General features: G+C 58.0%; 12 protein-coding genes. 7 read left to right on the forward strand and 5 right to left on the reverse strand.

Translation table 11 applies throughout. The features are described 5' to 3' along the window. Window positions 1-4 precede the first annotated feature (4 nt). The gene (gene mnmC / locus AC0T4W_RS11920; RefSeq protein ID WP_476323610.1) at window positions 5-1,984 is read left to right on the forward strand and encodes a bifunctional tRNA (5-methylaminomethyl-2-thiouridine)(34)-methyltransferase MnmC2/FAD-dependent 5-carboxymethylaminomethyl-2-thiouridine(34) oxidoreductase MnmC1; all 1,980 of its coding nucleotides are present in this window, start codon (window positions 5-7) and stop codon (window positions 1,982-1,984) included. A gap of 57 nt (window positions 1,985-2,041) precedes the next feature. Here mnmC and rlmKL read toward each other — a convergent pair whose 3' ends face one another. Beyond that, window positions 2,042-4,315, reverse strand: a complete 2,274-nt coding sequence (gene rlmKL, locus AC0T4W_RS11925) for a bifunctional 23S rRNA (guanine(2069)-N(7))-methyltransferase RlmK/23S rRNA (guanine(2445)-N(2))-methyltransferase RlmL (protein WP_476319159.1) — start codon at window positions 4,313-4,315, stop codon at window positions 2,042-2,044. 426 nt (window positions 4,316-4,741) lie between these two features. On the opposite strand from rlmKL, the gene rmf reads away from it, so the two are divergent. After that, the gene (gene rmf / locus AC0T4W_RS11930; RefSeq protein WP_090255928.1) at window positions 4,742-4,957 is read left to right on the forward strand and encodes a ribosome modulation factor; all 216 of its coding nucleotides are present in this window, start codon (window positions 4,742-4,744) and stop codon (window positions 4,955-4,957) included. A 162-nt stretch (window positions 4,958-5,119) separates the two neighbouring features. Here the strand turns inward: rmf and AC0T4W_RS11935 are convergent, their stop codons facing one another. Next, window positions 5,120-6,148 carry a quinone-dependent dihydroorotate dehydrogenase gene (locus tag AC0T4W_RS11935; protein ID WP_476319160.1) on the reverse strand — a complete coding sequence of 343 codons (1,029 nt, stop codon included), beginning with the start codon at window positions 6,146-6,148 and terminating at the stop codon, window positions 5,120-5,122. An 80-nt stretch (window positions 6,149-6,228) separates the two neighbouring features. Further along, window positions 6,229-6,450, reverse strand: coding sequence for a DUF2835 domain-containing protein (locus AC0T4W_RS11940; protein ID WP_476319161.1), 222 nt, complete (start codon window positions 6,448-6,450; stop codon window positions 6,229-6,231). 225 nt (window positions 6,451-6,675) lie between these two features. Here AC0T4W_RS11940 and AC0T4W_RS11945 point away from each other — a divergent pair, with 225 nt between their 5' ends. Then, window positions 6,676-7,548 carry a DUF6685 family protein gene (locus AC0T4W_RS11945; RefSeq protein ID WP_476319162.1) on the forward strand — a complete coding sequence of 291 codons (873 nt, stop codon included), beginning with the start codon at window positions 6,676-6,678 and terminating at the stop codon, window positions 7,546-7,548. A gap of 86 nt (window positions 7,549-7,634) precedes the next feature. On the opposite strand, the gene ltrA is transcribed toward AC0T4W_RS11945, so the two are convergent. Further along, window positions 7,635-9,401 carry a group II intron reverse transcriptase/maturase gene (ltrA, locus tag AC0T4W_RS11950; RefSeq protein WP_476319163.1) on the reverse strand — a complete coding sequence of 589 codons (1,767 nt, stop codon included), beginning with the start codon at window positions 9,399-9,401 and terminating at the stop codon, window positions 7,635-7,637. 167 nt (window positions 9,402-9,568) lie between these two features. On the opposite strand from ltrA, the gene tnpB reads away from it, so the two are divergent. Both tnpB and tnpC read left to right on the forward strand, forming a co-directional pair. After that, complete coding sequence (gene tnpB, locus AC0T4W_RS11955) at window positions 9,569-9,928, forward strand: IS66 family insertion sequence element accessory protein TnpB (RefSeq protein ID WP_476316920.1); 360 nt, start codon at window positions 9,569-9,571, stop codon at window positions 9,926-9,928. A gap of 18 nt (window positions 9,929-9,946) precedes the next feature. After that, a complete protein-coding gene (gene tnpC, locus AC0T4W_RS11960) occupies window positions 9,947-11,491 on the forward strand; it encodes an IS66 family transposase (protein ID WP_476319164.1) in 1,545 nt (514 codons plus the stop codon). A gap of 70 nt (window positions 11,492-11,561) precedes the next feature. On the opposite strand, the gene AC0T4W_RS11965 is transcribed toward tnpC, so the two are convergent. Beyond that, window positions 11,562-19,133 (reverse strand): retention module-containing protein, encoded by a 7,572-nt coding sequence (locus AC0T4W_RS11965; RefSeq protein ID WP_476319165.1) that lies wholly within the window; start codon window positions 19,131-19,133, stop codon window positions 11,562-11,564. Between the two features lie 432 nt (window positions 19,134-19,565). Here AC0T4W_RS11965 and AC0T4W_RS11970 point away from each other — a divergent pair, with 432 nt between their 5' ends. Then, window positions 19,566-20,921, forward strand: coding sequence for a TolC family outer membrane protein (locus AC0T4W_RS11970; protein ID WP_476319166.1), 1,356 nt, complete (start codon window positions 19,566-19,568; stop codon window positions 20,919-20,921). Between the two features lie 32 nt (window positions 20,922-20,953). After that, entirely contained in the window at window positions 20,954-23,104 is a 2,151-nt protein-coding gene (locus AC0T4W_RS11975; protein WP_476323613.1) for a type I secretion system permease/ATPase, read from the forward strand. Window positions 23,105-23,109: the final 5 nt, after the last annotated feature.

Consider the following 23,109-nt stretch of genomic DNA (forward strand, 5'->3'; position numbering starts at 1 on the left):
GAACATGCTCCCCGACCATGACGCGCCACACCAGCAAGCCCGCCTTGAGTGGGACGAGCAGGGCCAACCGCTGTCCAGCCAATTCGCCGACGTGTATTTCTCCAATGAGAACGCGCTGGCGGAAACCCGTTATGTGTTTCTCGCCAACAACCAGCTGCCGGAACGCTTCGCCGCGTTGACGGCCGATCAGCAACTGGTCATTGGCGAAACCGGCTTCGGCACCGGGCTGAATTTCCTTTGCGCCTGGCAGCTGTTCGATCAACACGCCGTGGCGGGTGCGCGCCTGCATTTTGTCAGCGTGGAAAAATACCCGTTACACAAAGCCGACCTTCAACGTGCGCTGGAGCTGTGGCCGGAACTGGCGCCCTACGCCGAACAGTTGCTGGCGCAATACGTGGCGCTGCACCCGGGTTTTCAGCGCCTGGCGTTTGCCGGCGGGCGTATCGTTCTGACCCTCCTGATCGGCGATGCGCTTGAGCTGTTCGGGCAGCTAGATGGCCAGGTAGATGCCTGGTTTCTCGACGGTTTCGCCCCGGCGAAAAACCCAGATATGTGGACGCCAGAGCTATTTGCCGAATTGGCCAGGCTGTCCCACGCCAGCACCACCTTGGGCACCTTTACCAGCACCGGCTATGTACGCCGCCGGCTGAATGATGCCGGTTTCAAGATGAAGCGCGTGCCGGGCCTGGGCAAGAAATGGGAAGTGCTTAAAGGCGGCTTTATCGGCACCGCTGAGGCGACCGAAAAGCCCTGGTTTGCTCGCCCGCCACAGCCTGCTGGCCCGCGTACCGCCGTTGTGATTGGTGCAGGTCTTGCCGGCTGCGCCACTGCCGCCAGCCTGGCCCAACGCGGCTGGCAGGTCACTTTGCTGGAGCGTCACCCTGCAATCGCCCAGGAAGCCTCTGGCAATCCGCAAGGCGTGCTTTACCTCAAGCTTTCGGCCCATCACACCACTCTGTCACGCCTGATCGTTAGCGGTTATGGCCACACTCGCCGACAACTGGAGCGCCTGCAAAAAGGCCAGGACTGGGACAACTGCGGCGTGCTGCAACTGGCTTTCGACGCCAAGGAAGCGCAACGCCAGGCGCAGCTGGCGACGGCCTTTCCGGCCGACTTGCTGACAAACCTGGACAGAAGCGCTGCCGAGGACAAAGCCGGCATCAGTTTACCGGCCGGAGGTCTGTTCTACCCCGAGGCCGGCTGGGTGCATCCGCCGGCACTGTGTGCACTGCTTAGCCAGCACCCCAATATCCAACTGCAACTGCATCAGGAAGCTCTGGAGCTAAGCCGTGACGGTGATAGCTGGCAGGCCTGGAATGGTGAGCAACTGCTGGCCAGCGCCAGTGTGGTGGTGCTGGCCAGCGCTGCCGAGATCAAGAGTTTTAGTCAGGCTGCGCACTTGCCGCTTAAGCGTATTCGCGGGCAGATAAGCCGCCTGCCGGCCACGGCCGCCAGCCGCGCACTAAGCACGGTGGTGTGCGCCGAGGGTTATGTTGCGCCGGTACGCCAGGATGAACATACGCTGGGCGCGAGCTTTGACTTCAACAGTGACGACCTGACGCTGAGCAGCGCCGATCACGCAAGCAACCTGCAGCTATTGAAAGAAATATCGCCTGAGTTAGCCAATCAGCTAAACACCGTTGAACTAGACCCCGAGCAACTGCAAGGCCGCGCCGCGTTTCGCTGTACCAGCCCGGACTATCTGCCGATTGTCGGCCCCTTAGCCGAAGCAGCAGCTTTCAACGAGGCCTATGCGGTGCTAGGCAAGGATGCCCGTCAGGTGCCGGACACGCCCTGCCCTTGGCTTGATGGTCTGTATATCAACAGCGGGCATGGTTCACGCGGCCTGATCACCGCGCCGCTGTCCGGCGAGCTGATCGCTGCCTGGCTGAATAACGAGCCGCTGCCCGTGCCTGCCGATGTGGCGCAGGCCTGCCATCCCAATCGTTTCGCCTTGCGCGCTCTGATCCGCAATAAGTTCTGATCCCGAATCGAGGCGGACAAGGCTTCGCCATCTCCGCCCTACGCGCGTGCACAATCATCAGCCGCGCAGGCTGAAGCGCCAGGCGCGGTGGATTTTCGGGTTACGGGCAAAGTCTGGATCGAGGGTCGATGCGCTGATGTCTTCAACCTGATAACGCGCCGCCAGGCTCTCATCGAGCTCAAATTTGCGGAAGTTGTTGGAGAAATACAGCACGCCGTCCTTGGTCAGGCGCGCCATGGCCAGGTCGAGCATCTGCACGTGGTCACGCTGGATGTCGAAGATGCCTTCCATGCGCTTGGAATTGGAGAAGGTCGGCGGATCGATAAAGATCAGCTCGTACTCGCCACGATCCTCGGCCAGCCAGGCCATCACATCGCCCTGTTCCAGCTTGTTCTTGTCCGAGTAGCCGTTAAGCGACAAGTTGCGCCGCGCCCAGTCCAGGTAGGTTTTCGACAGGTCAACGCTGGTGGTGGTACGCGCGCCGCCCTTAGCCGCATGCACGGTGGCCGTGGCGGTGTAGCAAAACAGGTTGAGGAAGCGCTTGCCGGCGGCCTCTTTCTGAATACGCAGACGCAGCGGACGGTGGTCGAGGAACAGGCCGGTATCCAGGTAATCGGTGAGGTTAACCAGCAGCTTTACGCCGCCCTCACTGACTTCCATAAACTGGCCTTGGGTGGCCTGACGCTGATACTGCTTGGTGCCGCTCTGACGTTCGCGGCGCTTGATCACGACTTTACTCTTGTCGACGCCCAACGCCTGCGGAATCGCAGCGATGGCGTCAAACATACGCGCCTTGGCTTTTTCCGGATCAATGGACTTGGGGGCGGCATATTCCTGCACATGCACCCAGTCACCATACAAATCCACCGCCATGGAATATTCCGGCATATCTGCGTCGTACAGGCGGTAGCACTCAACGCCTTCCTTGCGCACCCACTTGCCCAACTGCTTGAGGTTCTTCTGCAGGCGGTTGGCAAACATCTGCCCGCCTTCACTCAGACGCGCTTGTTCGAGCACCGGTGCAGGTGCAGGAGCCGGTTTAACTGGGTTGCCATTCTTGTTGTACTGGCGCTCCAGCGGCTCAAGCGGTGCCTTATCGGCCTCAGCCTGTTCGCGCTCGCGTTCACGCTGCTCGGGGGTACGACGCTCGCCGGTAACGAACTGCTCGGGCTGCACCTTGATCAGCAGCAACTTACATGGCAGCGCGCCGTTCCAGAAGGCGTACTGCTTGTGGCTGCGAATACCCATGCGTTTGCCCAGATCCGGGGCGCCAGTAAACACCGCCGCTTCCCAGCCCATGCACGCCTGACGCAGGCGCTCACCAAGGTTCTGGTAGAGGTAGAGCAAACTGGCTTCATCACCCAGACGCTCCCCGTAGGGTGGGTTGCAGATCACCAGGCCTTTCTGGTGCTGATCCGGACGCGGCTCAAAGGTCGCCACTTCGCCCTGATAAACCTTGATCCAATCGCTCATGCCCGCGCGTTCGATATTATTGCGCGCTGGCTGAATCAGCCGTGGGTCGGCTTCGTAACCGCGAATCCACAACGGCGGTTTGGCCATACCTGCTGCTGCGCGCTCTTCGGCCTCGGCATGCAGTTTCTTCCACAAGGCTGGCACGTGACCCAGCCATTTGCTGAAGCCCCATTGCTCACGGATCATATTCGGCGCGATGTCGGCGGCGATCATCGCTGCCTCAACCAGGAAGGTGCCGACGCCGCACATCGGGTCAGCCAGTGCGCCGCCTTCGGCAGCGATACGTGGCCAACCGGCGCGAATCAATACGGCAGCGGCGAGGTTTTCCTTCAGCGGGGCAGCGCCCTGCTGCAGGCGGTAACCACGCTGGTGCAGGCTGTGGCCGGAGAGGTCGAGAGAGAGAATTGCCTCGCCGCGATCCAGGCGCAGGTGAATGCGCAGGTCCGGGTTGATTTTGTCGACCGATGGCCGCGTGCCGTCTTTAAGGCGCAGCTTGTCGACAATGGCGTCCTTGACCTTCAGGGCACCGAAATGGGTGTTGTCGATACCCGAGCCGTTACCGCTGAACTCCACGGCCAGGCTACCAGTGGATTCCAGGTGCTCGAACCAGTCGACCTCCAGCACGCCTTCGTAGAGGCTCTGGGCGTCCTGCACGCTGTAGCGTTTGAGCACCAATAGCACGCGGTTGGCCAGGCGCGACCACAGGCACAAACGGTAGGCAGTTTCCATGTCGGCCATGCCACGGATGGCCGAGGTGTGCTCACGCGCGTCTTCAAGGCCGAGGCTGCTGGCTTCTTCGAGCAGCAGGCCTTCGAGACCCTTGGGGCAGGTGAGAAAGAGTTCGTAACGATCCGACATGGGAGCTTCCAGTGTGCCTAAGGCAATAAACGGCGTGCAGCAAAATCAGCACGCCCAAAATAAGTGACAAAGCGTCGCAGTGCGACCCTTCGTCGGAATAAACAACAGTCTCAATCGCAATTCATTCGCGATAGCAAAATACCAGCACATCCGGCGCATATGCCCACAGCATAGGCCTCGGAGTGAAGAATCAGCAGCCGGCCACAATGTCTTATGGCCTGACCCGCAAAAATGTTACGTCCTTATGACGAAACGATCATTCACAGGCACCCGCGCATTGGTTAGAAATCTACCCAGGCCAGCACTGCAACAGTGCAGGCAAGGAGGCTCGCGACGCCGGCAGCGGACTCCGTAGGCAGAACGTTTCTGCCTGACCTTGCTACAAGGTCTAAGGGACATAACAGTCAACATTGAGGGCTTCACCCTATGAGAAGACTTAAGCGTGATCCGTTAGAAAGAGCTTTTTTGCGCGGCTATCAATACGGCATCAGTGGTAAATCCCGCGAACTCTGCCCCTTCACCCTCCCCTCTGTCCGCCAAGCCTGGTTAAACGGCTGGCGCGAAGGCCGCGGTGACAACTGGGACGGCATGACCGGCACCGCCGGCATCCATCGACTCAACGAACTTCACGCTGTCGGCTGATCCAGGAACCTACCGACTCACCATGCGCGCTCCATCCGAGCGGCGGGCGCAAGCCTAGGGGCTCCTTTAGGGAGCCCTTTTTATGGTCTGCCATCCATGGCGGCCACCCTTCGGGCCGTCGCTACGCGACGTTAAAAATGGCTCCAGGCCATTTTTTATTGCCTACGATTTGCTCGGCAGCGCCGCAATGGCATCGACCGCTTCGCGAATCAATGCCGGCCCCTTGTAGATAAAACCGGAGTAAATCTGCACCAGGCTGGCACCTGCGGCGATTTTCTCAGCCGCATGCTTGCCTTCGGTAATGCCGCCCACTGCGATGATCGGCAAGCGCCCTTTCAACTCACCAGCCAACACTTGCACGATATGTGTGCTCTTCTCGCGCACCGGCGCACCGGACAATCCGCCCGCCTCATCGGCACATTCCAGACCATGCACCCCTTCGCGGCCCAGCGTGGTATTGGTGGCGATCACCGCATCCATGCCGGCTTCAACCAGCGCGTTGGCCACTTCGATGGTTTCTTCATCACTCATATCCGGCGCGATCTTGATTGCCAGCGGTACACGCTTGCCATACTGCGCAGCCAGATCTTCCTGGCGCTTGCGCAGGGCTTCGAGTAACTGCTTGAGCGAGTCGCCAAACTGCAGACTGCGCAGTCCAGGCGTATTCGGTGAACTGACGTTAACGGTGACGTAGCTAGCGTGCTGATAGACCTTGTCCAGACACAGCAGGTAGTCATCAACGGCATTCTCGACCGGCGTATCGAAGTTCTTGCCGATATTGATACCCAGCACGCCCTTGTATTTGGCCGCCTGAACGCGGGCCAACAGGTGGTCAACACCATGGTTGTTGAAACCCATGCGATTGATGATTGCCTCAGCCTCAGGCAAACGGAACAGGCGAGGCTTGGGGTTGCCCGGCTGCGGACGCGGCGTCACTGTGCCGATTTCCACAAAACCGAAGCCCAGCTGAGCAAAGCCATCAATGGCGTCGCCATTCTTGTCCAAGCCGGCAGCCAACCCGACCGGGTTGGAAAACTCAAGCCCCATAACCTTGACCGGCACCGCAGCCGGGCTCTTGGTTAGCAAACCGTTAAGCCCCAAACGTCCCCCGGCACCGATCAAGTCGATGGACAGTTCATGGGAAGCTTCGGGGGAAAGTTTGAACAGCAGCTCGCGGGCCAGGGTATACATGGGCAGGCTTAGCTCGATAAAGTGACAAAGGCCGCGATTATAGCCGGCTGCGTGCCTGATAGGCGAGGCGCACGGCGCTATCAGCCCAAGCGGCGCAGGCTGAGCAACTCACCGGCCGCACTGAACTCAAGCGCGAAGGAACCATAGACACCTTCATGGGTCAGAAACGGCCGAAAATGATGGGCCGGCACACTGACACTCCGCCCATCACGACTTTGCACTAATATCCGGTTGGCACGCCCTTGATAGACCACCCGCAAGCGCTCGGCCGATAACGCAATATCAAACACCAGACTGGGCATGGAGGCACCTTTGCAACTGACTGCAGCAATCTTGCCATACGCCGCGTGCAGATCAGGTAAAAAATGGTTGGGAGCCATTTTTAACGTCGTGCAGCGACGGCCCGAAGGGTGGCTTCCAGGGATGGCAGGCCATAAAAAACCTGTCTCTATAGCCGATAAAGCCTGTGCAGGGCCGTATGAGCTCTGCCAAACTGGCGATGGTAATTTTGGAGTTCGTACCTGGCCATGAGTCTGTCTGAGCAGCCTTCCACCCTCAGCTCACGCCTCGGCGCCTTAGCGCAACGGCTAGGCCTTATTGGCCGCGGGCAACGCCAAATACTCGAGCGCGCCAGCCAGCTTCGCCTACCCTTCAACCCCCTGCCGCAACGGCGTGAAAGCATCTGCTGGCAAGACGGCCCACAGCTACATCGCCTGATAGATCTACCGCGCAGCGCACTCTCCGGCCCAGTCCAGGAGGACAAAGCACAAGCCCACGCCATGTTGGTGCGGGTGATTAAAGCGCAAGAGCAGCAACTGACATCGTTCGACCTGCGCATGATCGACGGCCTGTCGACCTGCAATGCGCAGCAGGCCAGCCATACCAGTTTCGAAGTCTTCGCTGCCAGCGAGCCCTGCCGCCAGGTACGCATCATCAGCTACAAGGATTTCGTCAAAGCTATCAGCCTGGCGTTACCGCGCTTTCTTGCTGGCGAACGCATCATCCTGCGTCAAGCCAGCTGGCGTGGCGAACGCGTATTCTGGGCCGGTGAGCATCATAGCGAAGCCTTCGCCTGCGCCATTGCCTACGCCCGCCGGCGCGGGCTGGAGGTCAACCTGCCGGCCGAACTGAGCCATTACCGCTTGAGCAATCAAGGCCTCGCTGACCTGCAGCAGCACTACCACGTACTGGGCATGCCCAATGCAGCCTGGAGCGACCCGGCGTTTATGGCGTTGCTGCTGGATAACGGCCTGCCCTATGCGCGCCTATCCTTGCTGGACGGTCCTGGCTCACCAGAATTCCTTTTGCTACCCAAACACTCAGCCGAAGCTACAGCCCTGGGGGAAGGCCTGCGTCTGGCGGGCGCGCCGGATGTGGTGGGGTATTTGCAGCATTTGTAAATATAAAGGCCCGCTACCCCATTGAGGTGGTCGCGGTAGGGACGGCAGTTACCTGCCGCCCCCCGCACAGATCCGTACGTGCGGAACTACCGCATACGGCTCCTGCCTTGGGTATGTGACGCGAAGCGATCCTCAGGGTACGGATGTGCATTTCTGGGTTTAGGTATGTAGAGGTCGGCGAGGCGACCGTAGCGTGACCATTGGAGCCTATTACGCTGACTGCGTCGCATGAGGGCTTGCCGCCATAGACGGCAAACCGCCGAACGAAAACCGCCAAGACGTATCAGGTTCCCCGGCACCGCGTGGTAGTTGAAGTAGCCCCTGACCACCCGGGTGAGCCACTGACCTACGACGTGAACAGACTCGTGGCGTCGACGCTTCAGCTCATCCCGAATAGCCAGCAGCGTCGCACGCATTCGCTTCTTGACCGTCAGTCGCAGAATTTGAAAACCACCGCTTCTGTTGGTACTACAACAGTGCGTAAAGCCCAGGAAGTCAAACGTCTCCGGTTTGCCTAGACCTCGTACCCTACGATTTCTCGCAGCAAAACGACCAAACTCAATCAGTCGTGTTTTCGAGGCATTGAGGGACAATCCGAACCTGGCCAACCGCTCCTGCAACTGCACCAAAAACTGCTGAGCCTGCCATTGCGTCCTGAAACCCACCACGCTGTCGTCCGCGTAACGCACGACAATCACATCGCCACGGGCATGCCGCTGGCGCCACTGCCTTGCCCACAGATCCAGCACGTAGTGAAGATAGATATTCGCCAGCAACGGCGATATCACTGCACCTTGGGGAGTTCCCTTGGTCGCAGCCACCCTACGGCCATCCTCCATTACACCCGCTTGAAGCCACTTGCAGATAAGTCCGAGCATGCGCCGGTCTGCAATCCGGTGTCCCAGAAACATCAGCATCCATTCATGGTCGATCTCATCAAAGAACGACGTGATATCCGCATCCAATATCCAGTTCACCTTCTGACCCTTCAGCGCGACCGTCAACGCATCCAGTGCATCGTGCTGGCTGCGTCCCGGTCGAAACCCATACGAGAATCCCAGGAAGTCCTCTTCATAGATCGCATTTAGAACGGTAACAACCGCCTGTTGTACGATCTTGTCCTCCAAAGAGGCAATGCCCAACGGGCGCTGTCTGCCATCGGCTTTGGGAATGTAGACCCGCCGCGATGGTGTTGCCCGATAGGCTCCGCTGTGGAGCTTTGCGTGCAAAACGGTTACCCGCTGGAGAAGACCTTCCTCATATTCTCGCCACGACATGCCGTCCACGCCCACCGCGGCATCTCGGCGCAGGGCATAAAAGCTCTGCGCCAATAACTGCGGTGTGATGTGGTGCAGCAACGCCGTGAACTGCATGCCCTTGTTCCTTCGGGCTGCTTCACGTACACCTTCAAGTCCCATCAACGTGCAACTGATCCGGCTCAGTGTCCGGGGCACGGGGTTCTTATCGGTGTTTCCCTTGGCTACGCCCCTTTCCTCCACTATCTCCGCAGGGCCAGGCCCTTTGTTCGATGGCTTCTCAGGTACTACGGACGTATCCGACTTCTCAGCGACGTGAACAGCAGGGTTATGGCTTTTGGCCTTTCCTGCTCCGCCCGGTGCCTGCGCACCGGGCACCGCTGAGATCTCCCAGTTTCTGTGCGAAGGACTTCCCGACGTGCACAGGGTCTCCGACCGCGCGGGATCAGAGCATGACTGGCGTAAAACGCCATGCTCCGTGTTGCCTTCTGCTTCGCTTAACAGCATCGGCATCCCGAACTTGTGATTACGCGGCTCAATGGCTGGCCCATCGGTTTCCCCTGTCAACGCTTCACCCTGCACCTCACGGCGCAACATGCATGACTCGGGGTCTGGTTGATTCGCCATTTCTTACCAGTATCGAACTTTCATCGACTATCCTCCGCCAGCTTTAACTGGCGCACTAAGCGCTCCATAAACCCCACCTTCAAATGATCCCGGCACGACCCGATGCTGTGCTCCCGATATCTTTCTGGAGCCAGCTCATGATGCGTCCCGACCCCAGGGTCAAAGCCGTTTACCTCTATCCCAAGCCAGTCGATTTCCGCAAATCAATCAATGGTCTGGCGGCCCTGGTCGAGCTGGATATCAAGGTCGCGGTGTTCGACCCGGTGCTATTCGTCTTTCTCAATCGCACGCGCAACCAAGTAAAGATTCTGTACTGGCATCGCAATGGTTTCTGTCTTTGGCTCAAGCGTCTGGAGGCCGAGCGGTTCAAGACCAAGCCGGATGCGGGTGATGAAGCCATCGAGCTGACGGTGCGCGAGTTGAACCAGCTACTGGAGGGGATCGATCTGTGGGGCAACCAACCGCACAAGGTGCTGACGCCGCGCTTCGTCACGTGAGCCGGTATAATCCACGGCATGATTTCTATGCCCGAAACCCTTCCTGACGATCCTACTTTGCTGAAACAGCTTCTGCTGTCGCTGCATGAACAGGTGTCGGAGAAGGATGGGCAGATTCTGCAATTGCGCGAACAGAACGCGCTACTGATCCAGCGCCTGTTCGGCCGCAAATCCGAGCAGACCGCTGATCCTGATTCGCCGCAGTTGGAGTTCTTCAACGAAGCCGAAAACCTCGCCGAAGCGGCGCCTGAAGTAGTGGCGGATGAGGTTGAGGAAGAAGTCGTCGCGCCGGTTAAACGCCGTGGCAAGCGCAAGCCGTTGCCGGCCGAGCTGCCACGCGTGGAAGTCGTCCACGAACTACCCGAGCACGAACTGACCTGCGAATGTGGCGCCTGCAAGCAGATCATCGGCGAAGAGACCAGCGAGCAGTTAGAGATCATCCCGATGCAAGTCCGGGTGATCCGCCATATCCGCAAGACCTACGCCTGTAAAGCCTGTGAAACTGCCCCGATCACTGCTGACAAACCGGCGCAACTGATCGAAAAAAGCCTGGCAAGCCCCAGCGTGCTGGCGATGTTGCTGAGCACCAAATATGTCGACGGCATCCCGCTGTATCGCTTCGAGAAGATGCTCCATCGCCATGGCATCGACATCCCCCGCCAGACCCTGGCGCGCTGGGTGATCCAGTGCGGTGAGCACCTGCAACCCTTGCTCAATCTGATGCGCGACATGCTGCTGGACTACCCGGTGCTGCACTGCGACGAAACCCGCGTGCAAGTGCTCAAAGAGCCGGGGCGCGAGCCGAGCAGCCAATCCTGGATGTGGGTGCAAACCGGAGGCCCGCCAGACAGGCCACTGATCCTCTTCGACTACACCACCAGCCGTGCGCAGGACGTACCGCTGCGCCTGCTCGCCGGCTACCGTGGCTATCTGATGACCGACGACTACGCCGGCTACAACGCCGTGGCCGCACAGTCTGGCGTCGAACGTCTGGCCTGCTGGGCCCATGCGCGGCGTAAATTTATCGAAGCGCAGAAGGTGCAGCCCAAGGGCAAAACCGGGCGCGCCGACGTGGCGCTGAACCTAATTAACAAGCTGTACGCCATCGAACGCGACTTCAAGGAAACCAGCGCCGAGCAACGCCATGAAGGTCGTCAACAGCGCAGCCTGCCGATTCTCGTCCAACTCAAAGCGTGGCTGGAGAAAACCCAGCCCCAGGTCACGGCGCAGAACGCCCTGGGCAAAGCCGTGAACTACCTGGCCAGCAACTGGAGCCGACTGGAGCGCTACGTTGAGGCCGGCCACCTGCCCATCGACAACAACCGCGCCGAGAACGCCATCCGCCCCTTCGTAATCGGCCGCAAAAACTGGCTGTTCAGCGACACGCCCAAGGGCGCGACTGCCAGTGCGCAAATCTACAGCCTGATCGAAACCGCCAAGGCCAACGGCCAAGAACCCTACGCCTACCTGCGCCACATCCTCGAACGCCTGCCTCTGGTCAACAGCGTTGAAGGCTATGAGGCGCTGCTGCCCTGGAACTGTTTGCCAGCCATGGCCTCCTGAAAACAGACCTTGTCCTAGCGGGCGCAGTTTATGGAGCGCTTACATTGAGGTAGCGGGCCTTTCAAGAAAATCAGACTACCTTAAGCGAATCGTCACCAAGCATTTCACTAATGACAGCGGACGCTCCACTAACAGAATAAGTCGCCTCCAGATTAACCCCTTGCAGGGTGATAGTTGGCCCAACGGAGCCGCTTCCCGCACCATTGGCATCTACAGTAATCACAGTATTAGTACTAAACGAGAAGCTCAGATAATCCTCCAGGTTGGACGTAGCCGTCACACCCACCAACAAATCTGACAAGTCAATTGAGTCCACACCGTTGACGAAGTCAGTGATGGTGTCGTTACCGCCATCACCAGCCAGCCAAACAAAGGCATCGTTGCCGCTACCGCCAACTAGCAAATCGTCACCGCCTCCACCAATCAGCGTGTCGTTCCCGCCCTGACCGTAGAGGATGTCATTGCCAAAACCGCCATTGAGAATATCGCTGCCGCCTACTGAGCCCTCCTGGCCGAAAGTGGCATGGTCTGCAGCAATCAAGGCACTGAGCTGACTACTAGTTGCGCCCGGATGCGCGGCAACAAAAGCAGCCCAACCACCATCGGCATTATCAGCATAAATGCTGTCACCGAAGATGATGTCGTTGCCGTCACCGCCATTCAGAATATCATCACCGACACCTGCAACATTGGTAGACCCTCCAGCAATGGTTCCAATAACTGAAGTCAGCTGATTTGCTGTAGTGACGTTATCTGCACTACCGCCCGCGCCTTCAACCTGACTTAGCAGAGTCAACGCACCAGCCGACACATTAATACCAACAGACTCTATGGTGAATGCTTGAGCAGCACTCGGCCCCGCAGTCTCGACAAGAGCCACCTCACTAACAGTGTCGCCACTACCAGTACCAAGAACGTGTTGCATTGCCTGAGCCGAGGTGACACTCACTACGCCATCTGAATTATTTAGCGCCCGATTCGGAGCGCCGTCAGAAACAAACAGAACTCTATTAACATCAGCGCCGAGAATAGGCTCACCTGACTCAACCCAGTCATTGGCACGAACCAAACCCGCCTCATAATTCGTATAGCCATTGGCAGTCAAATCATTCACGAACGCAATAGCTGCAACTAATTGTGCGGCGTTATCAACGCCACCTGAGGTCAACGTAAACGTAGAGCCTGTAGCCGCATTAGTGTCAAACTTAATCAAGTGCACTTTTACATCACTGGCACCCGAATTATAGAGACCATTAAGTGACGAAATAACCGCCTGTTTCATGGCTGCCGAGCGGCTGATATTGCTGGTCACCCCGGCCGAATTCGTGAACGAAATATTAGTTGTCATGCTGCCCGAGGTATCCAATACGTAAGCAATGTTTGCCTTCTGGCCTGGGATTTGAGTAGCACCACCCGCATCACCGATCAACACATCATTGCCGCCTACACCCTGGATCACTCCTCCAGGAGAGGTGTCGAACGGGCTGGAAATGAAATGTGCAACATCCGAGTCGGCATAGTCGTTGAAGTTCGTGCCGACCACCAAAACCGACTGGTCGCTGCGAATACAGATTTCCAGATTGGCCGAATCCTTGTCACCATCACCATCTACCAACGTGTAGGTGAACAACTGCCCAACTTTGCCATCATCGCCAAAGATCGTGGGTGATAGGTTGGCCTTAGCGGCGAAGCTGTATTCACCAACATTCGCCCCCTGCAAATTGATCTTCAAAGTGCCCAGCTCGGTAATCAACGTAAGCATCTTACTGGAGGCATCAAAACTGTAGGTGACCGGACCAGCGCCCAATACATCTATATCCGCCCCCCCGGCATTGAGAGCAAAGTTTTGCGTCCCCACGGCGACAGATTCAATCTGCCCTACACCATCAGCCCCTAGTGCATCGTTTACCAATACATTACCAGCTACAACACCGCCAACGCTGACCAGATCCACCAACGTAGCGGAGAGATTTTCCGGCGTAGCGAGAATATAGGCCCCACTGCTTGCAATCGGATTAAGGTATTGACCGCTGTTAACATTGATTCCAATAGCGTATGCCTGGAAAGCATTGGTCGCCAGCAAACCATCACCGTCGATATTTCCGTTTTCAATGAAGTCGTTCCAGGCATTTATAGCCGGCACCTGATTTGTTGCGTTAGGCTCCGGGTTACCGTCAGAGATAAAATAGAGCTTATGTTGCTGGGCAGCATTCGCACCCGGGGCATTCACATCAAGCAGGATTTGCGCCTCGGCAGTACTTAGTGCTGCCGCATAATTTGTCCACCCATTTGCAACAAGATCATTTACATCATCTATCAGATCGGTATAACCCGAATCACCGACTGTATTAAAGCTGTAGTCGCCAACGTTTACTGAGTTGGTGGCGAATGTCACCAAATTGACGTGAATGGGGGCATCCAGCGCAGCATAGGCTTGAGCCAAATTAGCTACTGCTGCTTTGAGTGCAGTAAGTTTTGCCCCACTCATGCTGCCAGAGGTGTCCAACACCAGTGTCACATTAACGAGCGGCAAGGGCGCTTGAATGATGCAGGCCGGTGCGTCGTCATTTGCCTGCGGCACGTCATCGACAATCTCAATGGTGATCGACGCCGACGCAGAGTTCGCACTGCCATCAGACACAATCAGGCTGAATATTTCAGTTTCGGCCACGCCATCCACATCCGTGGTCGGGTCAGTCAGCGTGTAGCTGTAGGTGCCCTGGCCGGTTGCGGCATCGTAGCCTGTGATCTTCAACGCGCCGTGAGCACCCAGAACGGTTGCCCCCAACAGATTGGCCATCAAAATCGGGCTGCCGCCGTTGAGGGTCACCGACACCAGGTCGTCCAGGCCATCGGCATCGCTCAGGCTGAAACTACCCACCGCAACAATGCTGTTGGGCGACACCTGGCTGCCGGCTGGCAGGCCGGACTCGTAGACGATGCCGTCACTGCCTCCTGCTTGCGGATCACCGGTGACCGTAATCACCGGTACATCGTTGGCGCCCTGAATGGTAATGGTCAGCGTTGCGCTGCTTTCATCACCATCTGCATCTTGCAGCGTGTAGGTGAAGGTTTCAGTCAGGCTCTGGCCCTCATCCAGTGCCTGAATCAGTGGGTTAGCGTTATCCAGCGTATAGCTGTAAGTGCCATTGCCGGTGTCAGTGAAGATGCCGTAAGTGGCTGCGGTACTCGCCCAGGAAACGAAGCTGATTGGGGTATCTGCGCCCGGTTGATTACTGACATGCAGATCGTTGGTCAACACGTTGCCAGTGATCGGAGCAACAGCGTCTTCGACCACACTGTTGCCGTCATCCACAGCATTTGGCACGTCATCGACAATCTCAATGGTGATCGACGCCGACGCAGAGTTCGTGCTGCCATCAGACACAATCAGGCTGAATACGTCAGTTTCGGCCACGCCATCCACATCCGTGGTCGGGTCAGTCAGCGTGTAGCTGTAGGTGCCCTGGCCGGTTGCGGCATCGTAGCCTGTGATCTTCAACGCGCCGTGAGCACCCAGAACGGTTGCCCCCAACAGATTGGCCATCAAAATCGGGCTGCCGCCGTTGAGGGTCACCGACACCAGGTCGTCCAGGCCATCGGCATCGCTCAGGCTGAAACTACCCACCGCAACAATGCTGTTGGGCGATACCTGGCTGCCGGCGGGCAGGCCGGACTCGTAGACGATGCCGTCACGGCCTCCTGCTTGCGGATCACCGGTGACCGTAATCACCGGTACATCGTTGGTGCCCTGAAGGGTAATGGTCAGCGTTGCGCTGCTTTCATCACCATCTGCATCTTGCAGGGTGTAGTTCAGCGTGTAGCTCTGATTGAAGTCATTCCCCAGCGCTTGAGTGGCCGCACCTGTGCTATCCAGCTCGTAGCCCCAGGTCCCGTCATTGTTTTGGGTCAGTGTCCCGTAGGTGTTAAGTGCATCAATGGCTGCGCTGTCCGCTGCACCCCAGCTGACGAACGCTTTGGGCGCATCGGCGCCACCAATGTCGTTGTTCAACACGTTGCCCGACAGGCTGCTGACACCATCTTCCACAACAGTGCCACCCATATCGTTAACGGCCTGCGGCACGTCATCGACAATCTCAATGGTGATCGACGCCGACGCAGAGTTCGTGCTGCCATCAGACACAATCAGGCTAAATACGTCAGTTTCGGCCACGCCATCCACATCCGTGGTCGCGTCAGTCAGCGTGTAGCTGTAGGTGCCCTGGCCGGTTGCGGCATCGTAGCCTGTGATCTTCAACGCGCCGTGAGCACCCAGAACGGTTGCCCCCAACAGATTGGCCATCAAAATCGGGCTGCCGCCGTTGAGGGTCACCGACACCAGGTCGTCCAGGCCATCGGCATCGCTCAGGCTGAAACTACCCACCGCAACAAGGCTGTTGGGCGATACCTGGCTGCCGGCGGGCAGGCCGGACTCGTAGACGATGCCGTCACTGCCTCCAGCTTGCGGATCACCGGTGACCGTAATCACCGGTACATCGTTGGTGCCCTGAATGGTAATGGTCAGCGTTGCGCTGCTTTCATCACCATCTGCATCTTGCAGGGTGTAGTTCAGCGTGTAGCTCTGATTGAAGTCATTCCCCAGCGCTTGAGTGGCCGCACCTGTGCTATCCAGCTCGTAGCCCCAGGTCCCGTCATTGTTTTGGGTCAGTGTCCCGTAGGTGTTAAGTGCATCAATGGCTGCGCTGTCCGCTGCACCCCAGCTGACGAACGCTTTGGGCGCATCGGCGCCACCAATGTCGTTGTTCAACACGTTGCCCGACAGGCTGCTGACACCATCTTCCACAACAGTGCCACCCATATCGTTAACGGCCTGCGGCACGTCATCGACAATCTCAATGGTAATCGACGCCGACGCAGAGTTCGCACTGCCATCAGACACAATCAGGCTAAATACGTCAGTTTCGGCCACGCCATCCACATCCGTGGTCGCGTCAGTCAGCGTGTAGCTGTAGGTGCCCTGGCCGGTTGCGGCATCGTAGCCTGTGATCTTCAACGCGCCGTGAGCACCCAGAACGGTTGCCCCCAACAGATTGGCCATCAAAATCGGGCTGCCGCCGTTGAGGGTCACCGACACCAGGTCGTCCAGGCCATCGGCATCGCTCAGGCTGAAACTACCCACCGCAACAAGGCTGTTGGGCGATACCTGGCTGCCGGCGGGCAGGCCGGACTCGTAGACGATGCCGTCACTGCCTCCAGCTTGCGGATCACCGGTGACCGTAATCACCGGTACATCGTTGGTGCCCTGAATGGTAATGGTCAGCGTTGCGCTGCTTTCATCACCATCTGCATCTTGCAGGGTGTAGTTCAGCGTGTAGCTCTGATTGAAGTCATTCCCCAGCGCTTGAGTGGCCGCACCTGTGCTATCCAGCTCGTAGCCCCAGGTCCCGTCATTGTTTTGGGTCAGTGTCCCGTAGGTGTTAAGTACATCAATGGCTGCGCTGTCCGCTGCACCCCAGCTGACGAACGCTTTGGGCGCATCGGCGCCACCAATGTCGTTGTTCAACACGTTGCCCGACAGGCTGCTGACACCATCTTCCACAACAGTGCCACCCATATCGTTAACGGCCTGCGGCACGTCATCGACAATCTCAATGGTGATCGACGCCGACGCAGAGTTCGTGCTGCCATCAGACACAATCAGGCTAAATACGTCAGTTTCGGCCACGCCATCCACATCCGTGGTCGCGTCAGTCAGCGTGTAGCTGTAGGTGCCCTGGCCGGTTGCGGCATCGTAGCCTGTGATCTTCAACGCGCCGTGAGCACCCAGAACGGTTGCCCCCAACAGATTGGCCATCAAAATCGGGCTGCCGCCGTTGAGGGTCACCGACACCAGGTCGTCCAGGCCATCGGCATCGCTCAGGCTGAAACTACCCACCGCAACAAGGCTGTTGGGCGATACCTGGCTGCCGGCGGGCAGGCCGGACTCGTAGACGATGCCGTCACTGCCTCCAGCTTGCGGATCACCGGTGACCGTAATCACCGGTACATCGTTGGTGCCCTGAATGGTAATGGTCAGCGTTGCGCTGCTTTCATCACCATCTGCATCTTGCAGGGTGTAGTTCAGCGTGTAGCTCTGATTGAAGTCATTCCCCAGCGCTTGAGTGGCCGCACCTGTGCTATCCAGCTCGTAGCCCCAGGTCCCGTCATTGTTTTGGGTCAGTGTCCCGTAGGTGTTAAGTGCATCAATGGCTGCGCTGTCCGCTGCACCCCAGCTGACGAACGCTTTGGGCGCATCGGCGCCACCAATGTCGTTGTTCAACACGTTGCCCGACAGGCTGCTGACACCATCTTCCACAACAGTGCCACCCATATCGTTAACGGCCTGCGGCACGTCATCGACAATCTCAATGGTGATCGACGCCGACGCAGAGTTCGTGCTGCCATCAGACACAATCAGGCTAAATACGTCAGTTTCGGCCACGCCATCCACATCCGTGGTCGCGTCAGTCAGCGTGTAGCTGTAGGTGCCCTGGCCGGTTGCGGCATCGTAGCCTGTGATCTTCAACGCGCCGTGAGCACCCAGAACGGTTGCCCCCAACAGATTGGCCATCAAAATCGGGCTGCCGCCGTTGAGGGTCACCGACACCAGGTCGTCCAGGCCATCGGCATCGCTCAGGCTGAAACTACCCACCGCAACAAGGCTGTTGGGCGATACCTGGCTGCCGGCGGGCAGGCCGGACTCGTAGACGATGCCGTCACTGCCTCCAGCTTGCGGATCACCGGTGACCGTAATCACCGGTACATCGTTGGTGCCCTGAATGGTAATGGTCAGCGTTGCGCTGCTTTCATCACCATCTGCATCTTGCAGGGTGTAGGTGAAGGTTTCAGTCAGGCTCTGGCCCTCATCCAGTGCCTGAATCAGTGGGTTAGCGTTATCCAGCGTATAGCTGTAAGTGCCATTGCCGGTGTCAGTGAAGGTGCCGTAGACAGCGCTTGGGCTATTCCAGGAAACGAAGCTGAGAGGCAAATCGGGGCCTGGGTCGTCATTCGACAGAGCATTGCCCACCACTGCTTCGGATGTATCCTCCGTGATGCTATTAGTATCGTCGAACGCTTCTGGCAAACCATTGAGTGGCAGTGGTGCAGCCTCTGCCTCATCAGCAACCACTGGCTCAGGATCGGGAAACTCCGGCCCAGTGTTCAACCCTTCGGTTGGGAAGCCAATGATCGGGTCAAGCGCGCCGCCAGTTTCACCTAGCAGTACAAAGGAGTGACCGCCTCCCGCCCCACCAGCACCGCCTGCCCCGCCGGCACCTGGGCCAGCTGCGGTTGCTTCGCCTTCAAGCGTCGGGTCGACACCAGCCTCAATGGCGGCCTGCAATTGCTCAATATCGGTCAGGTCAGCATCACTCGGCGTAACCGGAGGCGTTTCGGCGCTAGGTGCTTGTTGACTGGAACTGCCTGCGAGCATTTGCTCGGTGAGGTTCAAGCTACTGTCGCGGCCCAGAGTGAGTTGCTGCCCATTGCTCATGGCAACCGCAATAGATCCAGCGGCCCCAGTAACGATTTGCTCCCCTGCAAAAACCCGACCACCTTCACTAAGTGGTCGACGCGTTCCGTCGCCAGCTACTGCATAGACTTCGCCGATAACTTGGCTGACGACACCGATCAAAGTAGCCATGACTCCATCCTCAAACTGCCGACCACCGCCGACACGTATGCCAAAAAAGGTTGAGATACCCTTCAAGGAGAGAACAAACCACTGGCTGATTACACGACGCCACATTCAAAAACAAAAAACGACAAAAAAATGTCACCCTGACCCGCGTCGCTCGTCGCACCAGAAAGATCCCGCCCCTATTTGCATCCAACCATCTGTTTTAGCCGCGCACGCTACCCAAGAGCACAAAATGCGCGGCTTATGGATAAAAACAATGTGCTGCTTTTCTCAAACTTCATAAGATTTTTTTCTTATAGAGCTTGTAACAATTTTTTATTAGCTACGCTGAAAAGTGTTCTTAGCTGTGATGTTACAGACTAGATGCAATCCACTGACAAAATAAGCCATTTTTTTGGCGACTGGATTTGGAAAACCTAAAAGGAGAGTTATCAGATGCGCGCACTCAACCCTTTATGGAGCAGCATCGTACTGGCAGCGATCTGTACCCAGGCACAAGGCATCACCTTGTCGGAGGCGATCCAGAGCACGCTGGATAACCACCCAGAGGTTCATGCTGGGGCCAACAGCCGCCTTTCATCGGATGAAGAAGTCAAAATTGCTAAAGGTGGTTACTTGCCAACCGTCGACTTGTTGATGGGCTACGGTCGCGAAAACACCGACAGCCCGAGCACCCGAGCACTGGGCAATCACAACACCGAAACTCTCAACTACGGCACCTCCGAGCTGCGCCTGCGGCAAATGCTCTTCGATGGCTTTAATACGCCCAACGAAGTCGCACGCACCAAAGCCGTGGTGAACTCACGGGCCTATCGCCTGCTGGGCACCTCGGAGAGCCTGGCCCTGCGTACCGTCGAGGTTTACCTAGATTTACTGATGCGCCGTGAAATGGTCGAACTGGCGCGCAATAACCTGCAAGCCCACCTGCGTATCAATGATCAGATAGGCCTGCGTAGCCAGCAAGGCGTTGGTAGTACGGCAGACCTTGACCAATCCGAAGCGCGTTTGGCGTTGGCCGAAAACAACCTCTACACCGAGCAAGTAAACCTAGCCGACGCCGAAGCCAACTTCTTCAGTGCCGTTGGCCGTATGCCCGACGAGTTGGTCTCTCCGGCCTCACTGAAAGGCTCATTACCGGAAAACCTCACTGAAGCTCGGCGGGCGGTCATAGACAACAACCCCTTCCTGAAATCTGCACAATCCGATGTGCAAGCAGCCGAGAAGCAATATGAAGTTGCCAAATCGACCTTCTATCCGCGCGTAGACCTTGAGCTGGCAACCAATGCTGATAACAACACTCAGGGCGACGAAGGCCACAACAACGGTTGGCGTGCAGCCGTGGTAATGAACTACAACCTATTCAACGGCATGCGTGACAAAGCGCGCCTGCAATCGACTGCCCACCAGATCAATGAGTCGATGGACATCCGCAACAACGCCCTGCGCGTGCTCAATGAAAACCTCTCCCTGGCTTGGAACGCCATGGAAAACGCCCGTTTACAAACCCCCAAGGCCCGTGATTACGCCGACTACACCTCACGAGTTCGCGAAGCTTACCAACAACAGTTCGGCCTGGGCCAACGCACCCTGCTCGACCTGCTGGACAGTGAAAACGAGCTATTTACCGCAAACCGCCGCTACAGCGAAGTACGCTTTAGCGAAGAGTTTTCGATGTACCGGGTAACCGCAGCGATGGGTGACTTGTTGCGTCAGCAGCAAGTGGTCGTACCGGCAGAAGCTGTAGCCCTCACTGAAGTGAAGAGCGAGGCCCGTCTGCCGGACATGAAATAGAACCGGCATAAGGAGTAGTAACCTTGACCACCATGGAGCGGCCGGGGTCATCCAGCGACCCGCGTGTCAATCACGACGACCCGCTGCTTGATGGCTTGTTGATTCTTTGCAAACTCCACGGCTGCTCAGCCAGCCGTGGCAGTTTGAGCGCAGGCCTGCCGCTGCCAGAGCAGTGCTTGACGCCTGAGTTGCTACCCCGCGCTGCAGCGCGGGCGGGTTTGCAAGGGCGTCTGTTGCAACGCGATCTGGCCAGCATCTCAGCCCTAAACCTTCCTGTGCTGCTGCTGTTGAAAAATGGCCGTAGCGCGGTGCTGCGTCAATGGGGCCCGAAGAACCAGGCGCAGATACTGCCCTGCGAAGCCGACGGCGGCGAGCAGTGGGTCAGCCGCGAGCAATTGGATAACGAATACAACGGCCAGGCCTTCTTTGCCAGGCCACGGCATGAGCTGGAAGAGGCACGCTCACCACTCGTGCCACGTATCGAAGCCTGGTTTCGCGACACTCTAAAGCTGTCGCGCTGGCTGTATACCGATGCCATCCTCGCCAGCCTACTGATCAACCTGCTTGGCCTGATGGTGCCGTTGTTTGTTATGCAGACTTATGACCGCGTCGTGCCCAACCAGGCCACCGCGACACTCTGGGTGCTGGCCATCGGTTTGTTCATCGCCATGGGCTTCGAACTACTGCTGAAAATATTGCGCGCCCACCTGCTCGATACTGCAGGCAAGAAAACCGATGTAGTGCTGTCGGCCACCTTGTTTGAACGCATCACCGGCATGTCGATGACCGCCCGCCCGGCCACCATCGGCGGCTTTGCCCAAAGCATTCATGATTTTCAGGGCCTGCGTGAATTTCTTACCGCAGTCACTCTCACCAGCCTGATCGACCTGCCCTTCTCATTTCTGATGATCACGGTGATTTGGCTGATCGGCGGCTGGCTGGTGGTTATCCCTCTGCTGGCGTTCCCGATCACCGCCCTCTTCGCCTTTATCATCCAAGCGCGCCTGCGCGATACCGTGGAAAAAAGCCTGCAACTGGCTTCGCAACGCCAAGCGCTGTTGATCGAAACCCTTGGCGGCCTGGAAACCCTAAAAGCCTGCAGCGCGGAAAGTGAACGCCAGCATCAGTGGGAAAAAACCCACGGCGCCCTCACCCGCCTGGATATCCACGCCCGTTCACTGGCGGCAATCGCCACCAATGGCACGCTATTTCTGCAGCAGTTCGCCGGCATGGCTACCATCGTCGCGGGGGTCTACATCATCATCGCTGGCCAGCTCAGCGTCGGTGCGCTGGTGGCCTGCTACATGCTGGGCAGCCGTATTCTCGCGCCACTGGGGCAGATTGCCGGGCTGATCACCCGCTACCAGCAAGCACGCTTAACCATGACCAGCACCGATGCGTTGATGGCTCTACCGCAGGAGCGCCAGGCCAAGCAACGCCCACTGGACCGCACCCAACTGCACGGCGCATTGGATGTACGCGACGTCACCTTCAACTACCCCGGACAGAGTACCCCGGCGCTTGCTGGTATAAGCCTGCGTCTGACGGCGGGTGAACGCATCGGCATTATCGGCCGCAGCGGCTCAGGCAAGAGCACCTTGGCGCGCTTGGTAATGGCCTTCTACAGCCCCGACAAAGGACAAATCCTGCTGGACAACCTCGACCTGCGACAGCTCGATGTAGCCGATTTACGCCATCAGATTGGTTACGTCGCCCACGACCTCCCGCTACTGGCCGGCAGCCTGCGCGACAACCTGACGCTGGGTGCGCGCTATGTCAGCGATGCACGCATGCTCGAAGTGGCCGAACTGACCGGCGTGGTCGAGCTGGCCCGGCAACATCCGCAAGGCTTTGACCGCCCCGTGGGCGAGCGCGGCCAACTGCTTTCCGGTGGGCAACGCCAGGCTGTACTGCTGGCCCGCGCGCTGTTACTCGACCCACCTATTCTGCTGCTGGATGAACCCACCAGCGCGATGGATAACACCAGCGAAGAAATCCTGCGCAACCGCCTGCAAACCTGGGCACAAGGCAAAACCATGCTACTGATCACGCACCGCGCCTCCATGCTCAGCCTGGTTGATCGCCTGGTGGTGCTGGATAACGGCCATATTGTTGCCGATGGCCCGAAAGAAGCAGTGATTGAAGCGCTACGCAAAGGTCGAGTTGGCCCTGCTGCGGTATAGGAACG

It is taken from the genome of Pseudomonas sp. C7.1, from assembly GCF_056312395.1.

What these genes read in the sequence shown, in the direction of transcription:
- AC0T4W_RS11965 (WP_476319165.1), bottom strand. Translation starts at nt 19,133, where the DNA reads ATGGCTACTTTGATCGGTGTCGTCAGCCAAGTTATCGGCGAAGTCTAT.
- rlmKL (WP_476319159.1), bottom strand. Translation starts at nt 4,315, where the DNA reads ATGTCGGATCGTTACGAACTCTTTCTCACCTGCCCCAAGGGTCTCGAA.
- tnpB (WP_476316920.1), top strand. Translation starts at nt 9,569, where the DNA reads ATGATGCGTCCCGACCCCAGGGTCAAAGCCGTTTACCTCTATCCCAAG.
- AC0T4W_RS11975 (WP_476323613.1), top strand. Translation starts at nt 20,954, where the DNA reads ATGGAGCGGCCGGGGTCATCCAGCGACCCGCGTGTCAATCACGACGAC.
- ltrA (WP_476319163.1), bottom strand. Translation starts at nt 9,401, where the DNA reads ATGTTGCGCCGTGAGGTGCAGGGTGAAGCGTTGACAGGGGAAACCGAT.
- AC0T4W_RS11935 (WP_476319160.1), bottom strand. Translation starts at nt 6,148, where the DNA reads ATGTATACCCTGGCCCGCGAGCTGCTGTTCAAACTTTCCCCCGAAGCT.
- AC0T4W_RS11970 (WP_476319166.1), top strand. Translation starts at nt 19,566, where the DNA reads ATGCGCGCACTCAACCCTTTATGGAGCAGCATCGTACTGGCAGCGATC.
- AC0T4W_RS11940 (WP_476319161.1), bottom strand. Translation starts at nt 6,450, where the DNA reads ATGCCCAGTCTGGTGTTTGATATTGCGTTATCGGCCGAGCGCTTGCGG.
- rmf (WP_090255928.1), top strand. Translation starts at nt 4,742, where the DNA reads ATGAGAAGACTTAAGCGTGATCCGTTAGAAAGAGCTTTTTTGCGCGGC.
- mnmC (WP_476323610.1), top strand. Translation starts at nt 5, where the DNA reads ATGCTCCCCGACCATGACGCGCCACACCAGCAAGCCCGCCTTGAGTGG.
- tnpC (WP_476319164.1), top strand. Translation starts at nt 9,947, where the DNA reads ATGATTTCTATGCCCGAAACCCTTCCTGACGATCCTACTTTGCTGAAA.
- AC0T4W_RS11945 (WP_476319162.1), top strand. Translation starts at nt 6,676, where the DNA reads ATGAGTCTGTCTGAGCAGCCTTCCACCCTCAGCTCACGCCTCGGCGCC.